This window comes from Pedobacter sp. 10L46_2, from assembly GCF_056395165.1.
The window spans coordinates 1-8,667 of sequence record NZ_JBFTIZ010000171.1; the positions used below are offsets into that span (position 1 = coordinate 1).

General features: G+C 41.0%; 4 protein-coding genes. All 4 read left to right on the top strand.

What is annotated here, in order from left to right; translation table 11 throughout:
• The coding region (locus tag AC1DDX_RS17340; protein WP_477622326.1) for an ATP-binding protein at window positions 1-896 on the top strand (896 nt) is incomplete at its 5' end.
• A 23-nt stretch (window positions 897-919) separates the two neighbouring features.
• Entirely contained in the window at window positions 920-2,161 is a 1,242-nt protein-coding gene (locus AC1DDX_RS17345; protein WP_337716215.1) for an eCIS core domain-containing protein, read from the top strand.
• Between the two features lie 9 nt (window positions 2,162-2,170).
• Window positions 2,171-3,679: an eCIS core domain-containing protein gene (locus AC1DDX_RS17350; RefSeq protein ID WP_337716217.1), complete on the top strand. Its 1,509-nt coding sequence runs from the start codon at window positions 2,171-2,173 to the stop codon at window positions 3,677-3,679.
• Between the two features lie 27 nt (window positions 3,680-3,706).
• Window positions 3,707-8,641, top strand: coding sequence for an eCIS core domain-containing protein (locus AC1DDX_RS17355; RefSeq protein WP_337716220.1), 4,935 nt, complete (start codon window positions 3,707-3,709; stop codon window positions 8,639-8,641).
• The last annotated feature ends 26 nt before the right edge of the window (window positions 8,642-8,667 follow it).

Consider the following 8,667-nt stretch of genomic DNA (forward strand, 5'->3'; position numbering starts at 1 on the left):
GGCTTGGGTCATCTCCTGCAAACGAACCCATTTTAAGCGGACAACTGTTAATTAACGATGAGTATATAGACCTTTTTACTGGTGGCAAGTTGCGCAAGCCTTCCTTTAGTATGGAATTTCCTGCCAAAAGAATAAACACCCAGCTGGAATGGGATAATTTGGTGCTAGACAGGCACACAATGCAACAGTTAGGTGAAATTAAAATATGGTTAGAACATGGCCCTGTGTTAATGAACGAATGGGGGATGAAAAAAACACTGAAACCTGGTTATAAAGCATTATTTCACGGGCCTCCAGGGACAGGAAAAACGCTAACTGCCGGACTTTTTGGAAAACTGGCAGGTGTAGATGTATACCGAGTTGATTTATCAATGGTTATTTCAAAATACATAGGAGAAACCGAGAAAAATCTGGAAAAAGTATTCGCAAAAGCTGAACACAAAAACTGGATCTTGTTTTTTGATGAAGCCGATTCGCTATTTGGCAAAAGAACATCAATTTCTGATGCGCACGATAAATATGCAAATCAAGAGATTGCATACCTGTTACAGCGACTTGAAGATTACAACGGTTTGGTAATTTTAAGCTCCAACATGCGCAACAACGTGGATGAAGCATTCGGTAGGCGGTTACAGTCTATTATCTATTTTCCTGTGCCCAAAAGTAACGAACGATCTATATTATGGCGCCAAACATTTAGTAATAAAGTACAGCTTGAAGAGGACTTGGATATTGATAGCATTGCAGAAAAATATGAACTCGCTGGTGGTTCGATAATAAATGTTGTTCAATACGCTTCTTTAATGGCACTTCACCGCAAAGAAAATATCATTAGGGAAAAAGACCTTTTAGAAGGTATAAAAAAAGAATTCAGAAAAGAGGGAAAAACTATTTAGATCGAGGTCCAAAATATTAGGCTATGAAAGATGTTGCCGTATCAGAGTCTGTTGTAACACCAATGGCAGCAGCTCATCAAGACGAGATGCTACAGCAAAGTGAAGTTGCTGCTGATAAAACCGGTGCCGACATTTTTTTTCAAGCAAAACTGACGGTAGGATCGCCTAATGATCCTTTGGAAGATGAAGCCGACGCAATGGCAGATCAGGTAATGCGTATGCCCAAAAGTTCATTCATTCAGCGAAAATGCAGCCATTGCGAAGAAGAAGAGAAAGCACAGCGAAAACCTTTAGTTGCTGGAATAACTACAGGTATCCAGGCAAAAGCTGAAAATAGTTCAACAGTAAGCAATCAGGTTTCAGATGCCATAGAATCTTCGCGCGGTGCCGGAAGTAAAATGGATACGGAAACAAATAGCTTTATGAGCAGCCGTTTCGGAAGTGATTTTAGCGATGTTAACATTCATACAGACAATCAGTCGGTACAATTAAGCAACAACCTTAGCGCTAGAGCCTTTACCGTTGGAAACGATATTTATTTTAATCAGGGAGAATATCAGCCACAGTCCGACAAGGGAAAACATTTGCTTGCTCATGAGTTGACTCATACCCTACAACAAGGGAAAGATTCATCTATAAAAAGTAAAAGATTGGTTCAAAGAACTACCGTTGGAGCAATATTAGATGAATTCTTTTCCCCATTCTCTAGTGCTACGCAATGGGATATGCCCGAAGGTGATAACTACACTACAATAGTTAGAGGCTGGCAACCTGTAATTGATGGACTTAATTCAATAAAAGCAAATATTTCATCGGATTGTGCAGCGTGGGCAGCCAGCCATCGAACAGACTCTTCATGGCACGCCGGAATGACCAAGCCTCCTGTAACAGATCCTAATGCTTATCCACTTTGGGTTTCAAGCCCTCCAGGTACAGATCCCGAGACGTGTAGAAATGCCTTTATACTTTATCAAAGCTCAAGACTAGTGGGGCCTAGTGTACAATCCATGGATTTATATACATGTTCAATTGGTTCTTTCGGCCTGTATGTAACTGTAGATTCCATTAACTGCAGATCTCACACTGCTACAATAAGGGTTTGGATGTACAATACAATGGATCAATCATCATTTGGAAGATTTGCAAGCTATTTTCCGCTAAGTGGCATGGAGCCCCAATATATGTGGTGGAACTGGGACGAAGAAATTAGCTGGACTGGGGCTGGAGTAACTACAGCTCCAGAGAGCGGTAGCAGTGACTGGTAATAATAAACTATGAAGGGTACAGGCAAATCGCACAACACTGCAAATCAACACACAAAAGATGCTGATACTCCCAAACCTGCATCATTTCAAAATGAAGACAGTAAAAGTAATTCAACTGATCAGCTGATTTACCGCAACCAGCCAAAACTAAAAGCAGAAGTTAACGAGCAAATTGAGGCATCAAGGGGTACCGGAATGCAAATGGATAAAGAGACACAAAGCTTTATGGAAAGCCGGTTTGGAACCGGCTTTTCTGACGTTAATATCCATAGTGGAACTGATGCCAGTCAACTTTCTGCCTCATTGCATGCCCGGGCATTCACCGTTGGTAAGGATATCTATTTTAATGAAAATATGTATCGACCAAATTCTGCAGAGGGTAAGCATCTACTTGCTCATGAGTTAACACATACCATACAACAAAACGGAAATACAATACAACGTTCACCAATGCCAGGAGAGGACACCGTGCAAAATCTCGAATCATATGATGCAGCAACGAGACAGAACATCCGTTACGATATCGGTTTCAATCTTCAAACAAACATTTCTTTGTTTTTCCAGAAAGGTATTGTTAGAGATGTGCGCTCAGGATACAATGTTACATATGTAGTAAAAGGTTTTGATCCGACAGAGGCGTGGGTTGAAAGTGCAATGAGAGCATTGATACTTTATAATTTTAACTTAAACAAAGATGCAACAGAGGCCGCCATCACCAATATTTCTACGGTACAACACGTAGATCTGAGTGGAGAAACAAATCCGGCAGATGCAAAAATAAAAGGTCCTGATGCTATAGTTCGATTCACATCAACTGAGTTCGATGTTAGTGGAAAGGGGGCCAATAAAATGAAAAACGTTCAATTAGCTGTAGAAAAACTGAGCAATTTTACTGCTCGTACGAATACTGAAACTCCAGCTCAAAGGCGCCAGAGGTATGAAACGACCTACCAGATAACTAATGCAGTTCCTGTAACAAGCGATCCGTTAGCCGATTTATCAAAGACCATGAGCGACTCAAAATTTGATCAGGTATTAGAAGCTTTAGATATAGTGCCAACAGCCATTTTAAGCAAGGCCACGGGTATACCTGTCCATTTGGGACAAAGCCCAAAAGGGCCCAAAAACGAGTCTGCAGAATATAGTCAGATCAAGCCTAAAGACAGTACGGATTGGAAGAGAAGAATTACAGTTTATGGTGATTTTTTCAGCGCTACATTGCCTCAAAAAGCATTTATAATGGCCCACGAATTTGGTCATGCACTAGATAATAGGCCAAATGAAGGTTCTGGYGGAAAAGGAGGTGAGGCCTTAAGCGCTGATAAGGCAAAAGGCAGTTTTACAGAAGCATTAGGAAAAGATGGTGGCTTGCGTAAGGGGATGAGTGAATATGCTGCAACAAAAACTTCAGAAAGTGAATATTTTGCCGAAGCATTTTCTATGTACATTAATCAGCCAGCTACTTTAAAAGCGCTTCGCCCTAATATCTACGCTTATTTCCTGGCTCAGTATCCATAACTCCATATTACATCAATTTAAATTAAAGTGAAACAAGATTCTGTTTCCGAACCTATTATTGCACCTGCTGCGTCTGCCAGACAGGAGAGTCTGCAACAAAATGAACTCTTGCAGGCCGATGGCGAAGCCTCGTTCTTTTTGCAAACAAAATTGAATGTTGGTGGTCCTGATGATCCGTTTGAAAAAGAGGCAGATGCTGTTGCTGATAAAGTTATGCGTTCAAGCAGTGCAAACTTTGTCCAACTTAAATGTGCCGCATGTGAGGAAGAGGAAACCATCCATAAAAAACCTCTTTCTACAAATATTACTCCCTTTGTTCAAACAAAAAGTAATGGTGAGTTTAAAGTTAGTGATCATCTAACTTCCTCAATAGAAAATAGCAGGGGTAATGGCTCCGCTATGGATAACCAAACTAAATCCTTTATGGAAAACAGGATTGGTGCAGATTTTGGTTCAGTAAAAATACATTCGGGGCAAGAATCGGTACAAATGAACAGGGAACTTAATGCCCAGGCTTTTACCACCGGAAACGACATCTATTTCAACGAGGGAAAATACCGCCCGGAAACCGATGATGGTAAACGATTACTTGCACACGAACTTACACATGTTCTACAGCAAACTGCCCCTGTTACAGATAAGGCTGTGCAAAGGAAACAAGACACAACCTTTGATCCTGCCGCCAAAGCCACACAAACCGGAGAGATTGAGCCGCAGAAAAATGAAACTTATAAAAAGGATATTTCAGGAACGGCTAATAATCAGGGTTCTCAAACTCTTCCGCCGGATGAGTCATCCAAAGGTGGATCCAGTATTAGTAAGGCTGCCACTTCAACATCTAAAACAGCAGAAAAACCGGCAACTTCACCAATAGGAAATGATACTCCTAAAACAGCTGGCGCAAAAGGTGTTGCAGCAGAAAGCTTAGCAGAAGAAAAACCAACTATAACAGCAACGGATAATCCTGGCGATATGTTGGTTATCCTACAATCAACTCCGGCTACCCAGTTACCAGAAACATTAAATCAGGCAAAAGGCATCTCATCTCAAAGTATGCAGATGCAAAAAGACAAAGCTTTAGAACTTGTGCCTACCGTTGCAGAAAGTACAGGCAGTGCTTATGGCGAAAATAATAAAGCAAAGGCAAAACACATTGCCTCAAAGGCCAGCGCAACAGTTAAAAATAAATTTGAAGGCAAAGGCGATTGGCAGCCACCGGCTGTAGAGGAAGTTGCTATTCCTCCACAAGCAAGATTTGTTCCTTCAGGACTTTTATCACGATTTGGAAATAGCGAGGGATCTGAAAACATAACAGGAGCAGCTCAAAATGAACTGGGTAACATTAATTTAGATACCAGCAATTTGCCGGATGAATTAGGCGCTGCCCCTGAACTTACTTTAACAGGTGAAGCCAGCATAAATAATCTATCTGAAGAACAGGAAGAACAAACAGCAGATCTATTAATAGCAAAGAACAATGCTCAGAAAGAAATTCAAAATGATTTTGGCGAAAATGATGTAATACAAAAACCTGGAAAAGAAAAAATAAAAAGTAAGCATCGATTCAAAAAAACACAGGGTGTGAATTCTACAACATTAGGCACCGGATCAAACCTATCACCAGAGATCGCAGCAAGGCTTGATGCATCACTTGCAGGCCAGGCCTCACTAAAAATAGGAGAGCAATCGCAAAAATATCAACAGGATGAAGCCGCTTATCAACAAAAATTGATTGTTGAGAAACAAAAAACGGATGAACAAATTAGTGATGAAACGATTAAATCGAAAACATCGCAAAACAAAGCCCAACAAAACGCACAGAAACAGGTTGCAGAATCCAGAATTGATTGGCAAAAACAACTGGATGCCACAGAAACCGATTTCAAAACAAAAGCTACAAATAGCGCGATAGAGCATATTGGTAAAATTGGCAAGGAAACTGAAAAAGGGAATACCGAAGCAAAAAAACATTATGATGACGCCAATAAAGAAGCTGCAGAAAAAACCGCGGCAGCTAAGCAAGAGGCAGAAGATAAAAAGAAAAAATCGGAAGAAGAGAGTGGAGGTTTCTTTGGTTGGTTGGCTGATGCTGCTTCTGCACTTATAGACGGTTTAAAAAGAGCTGTAAACTTTATTTTCGATAAGCTTAGGGCTGCACTTAAATGGGTTTTTGAACAGGCCAAAAAACTTGCCATGGCTGCTTTAGAGTTGGCTCGCAAAGCAGTCGTTGGTTTGATAAAAGGCTTTGGTGTTATATTAAAGGGTTTTGTTGATATCGCTTTTGCAGCTTTTCCTACCATACGCGATGCAATTAACACTAAAATTGATGCTGCTGTGGATACTGCAGTCACCGCAACAAATAAAGCTTTTGAGCGGTTTAAACAGATAGTATCAGATATAATAGATGCATTTGCTGAATTCGTTGATACTGCCCTGGCCTTTGTACAAAAAGCCCTTACTGTCGCACTTTCTGTTATCGAAGTTATTGTTGTCGGTTTCCTTAAGGTAATGGCCTTTCTGAATGATATTGAAAGGCAATACAAATTATTTAAAGCCATGATTGATGGATTTCTTCTAATCTGGGATCATCCCGAAATATTAGAAGAAAAAGCAAAAGAGTTTCTAGAGCCTTACATTAAAGACATACCCGGTAGTACCGAAAGTGAAGTCAAAAAAGCTTTGGCATTATTTGGTTTGGCAACAGCCAAACACATTACCGGGATAATGAAATATCTTACTCCAAACATCAACCACTTAATAGGCAACTGGTGGGAAGAGGCCAAAAAGATGATTTGGTTCTTAATTAACCCATTTGCAGACAAAAGTCCATTATATGATGACGCCCCTAAACTCTGGAGATTAATTCCTCAGATGTGGAACGACCTTTGGGATGGTGAGTTTAGTAAAGTGATTGATGGTGGCCTCGAGTGGATGCAGGCATTGAACATGACCATCGGTGCTTTTGCCGGCTGGATAGTTATTGGAGGTACAGTGGTCGGTGCAATTCTGGGCGGTATTTTTGGAGTAGGTGCCGGTGCAATTCCTGGCGCAGGGGCTGGTTTTGAAGTTGGAATAGCTATAGGGGAAGGAATCATGGCATCAATGATTGTTACCGAAACAGCCGTAATTGCCAAATCTGTTTATGATCTTTCTGTAACCGAGGACGATGGAGTAGAATCTACACCGCCACCACCTGCACCTGCAAAAGAAAAAACAGCAGGAGAGGTACATGCCGATGCCGCAAAAGCAGAAGATGGACCAAGGCAATATGCAAGTGGACAAGTTAAAACTGGTCGGGATAGAATATTATATGCCTATCAGCGCATTGCCAATAGTGGTTTAACCCTTGGTGTAATGGTAGCTCTTCTATTACTGGGTGCAATAGGCGGCAAAATTGCACAGGGCTTGCTGGCTGGAATCAAAAAACTAGGTACTGTTATAGGCAAATTGTTGCCTGAGGTAGCGGAAGGATTTAAAGGGGCAGCCGGAGCTTTAAAAGACAGCAAATTTGGACAGGGACTTGCCAAAGCCAGCGAAGGATTTAATGAAGGCAGGGCCGGAATGAAAGAAAAAATCGGTGGTCTTAAAGAGAAAGTTGGATTAGGAGGGGAAGAAAAACCCGGTGCTCCTAAAGAAAAAGCCACCGAAAATGCAAAAACAAATACAGAGCCAACCGCATCTGAGGTTGATACCCCAATAAAACCAGAAGCGGAAACCAAAGTTCCAGAAACTAAGGTTGAACCAGAACCAAAGGTAAAAACTGAGCCYGAGCCAATTGCTGAGCCAGAACCAAAAGTAAAATCGGAAGCTGAACCAATTGCTGAGCCAGAAGCTAAAACGCCTGATCAACAGAAAGGAGAAGACTTTGCCAAAAAAGCTCAAAATGACGAGGGTGTTGTATCTAAAGGGGAAACAGAAGACGGTCACGCTTTAAAAGCCGATAAAGAAGGTCATATAGTAGAATGTTCTAATTGCAAAGTTTATGAGATCAGTCACAGTGAGATGCTGAAGGAAAATCCACAACTGGCAGAAGAATTAAAGGCGATAAGAAAAAGAATGGCTAAAACACCAGAGGATCCGGCGGTGATGCGAGATCTGGAGGCATTCGATAAGAAAATCAAGAAGCTAGAATATGACAGCTTCAGCGCAGGCGGAAAAAAAGCACGGGACATGGGGTTACCAGATGCGGAACCTGGTTACCACTGGCGTCTTAACGGTGAGGGCGAGCCTACCTACGTGAAAAATGGAGCAACAGAAGGCAATCAGCGCGTATATGATCCAGAGTCGAAAACGTTTAAAGATTTTGATGGGAAGACTCCAAGAAAAATAGATGTTGAAGCCAAATATGAGCAGGATCCCACATCTACAAAACCAAAAGATAAGGTAGAAAAAATAGATACAAGTGGGATGACCACTGATGAAGCCAAAAAACTAAAACAAACACAGAAAGAAAGAGCAGATGAAATAATTGAAAGAGACAAACATCCTAAAGGATCAGAAGAATATAATAAGGCAAATAAAAAAGTAATAGACAAGAGTGAGAAATTAGGAGAAGAGGCCGCTGATTTAGCAATGAAGGAAAAATTCGGTCTTGATCCTGATTATACTGGTAAAGGAAGTCGTACCTTAGATAAGGTTTATAGTGAGTCTGTCTATATAGATGAAGCTACCGGCAAGGTTGAGGTTGTTGATAGGGTATCCGTGGTCGAGGCAAAGGGGGGAAGCTCTGATGTAGGAAGCAAAAAGGTGAGCAGCGGCGAAATTGCTGAACAGGGCACAAGACCTTATTTAGAAGAGACAATAAAAGAAATGAAGGCAAGGGGAGGCAAGGATGCTGAAATTGCAGCAAAAATTGAAACTGCACTTGATCAGGGTAAACTGGATTATTATAAGGTATCACAAAAAATCGATGCTAACGGTAATCTTGCTCCGATTGAAATTAAAAAATTTGATATTAAATAGTTATTAAATCATGCACATAACAAGAC

Excerpts from the sequence above, each read along its gene's own strand:
- AC1DDX_RS17345 (WP_337716215.1), top strand. The coding sequence starts at position 920 with ATGAAAGATGTTGCCGTATCAGAGTCTGTTGTAACACCAATGGCAGCA.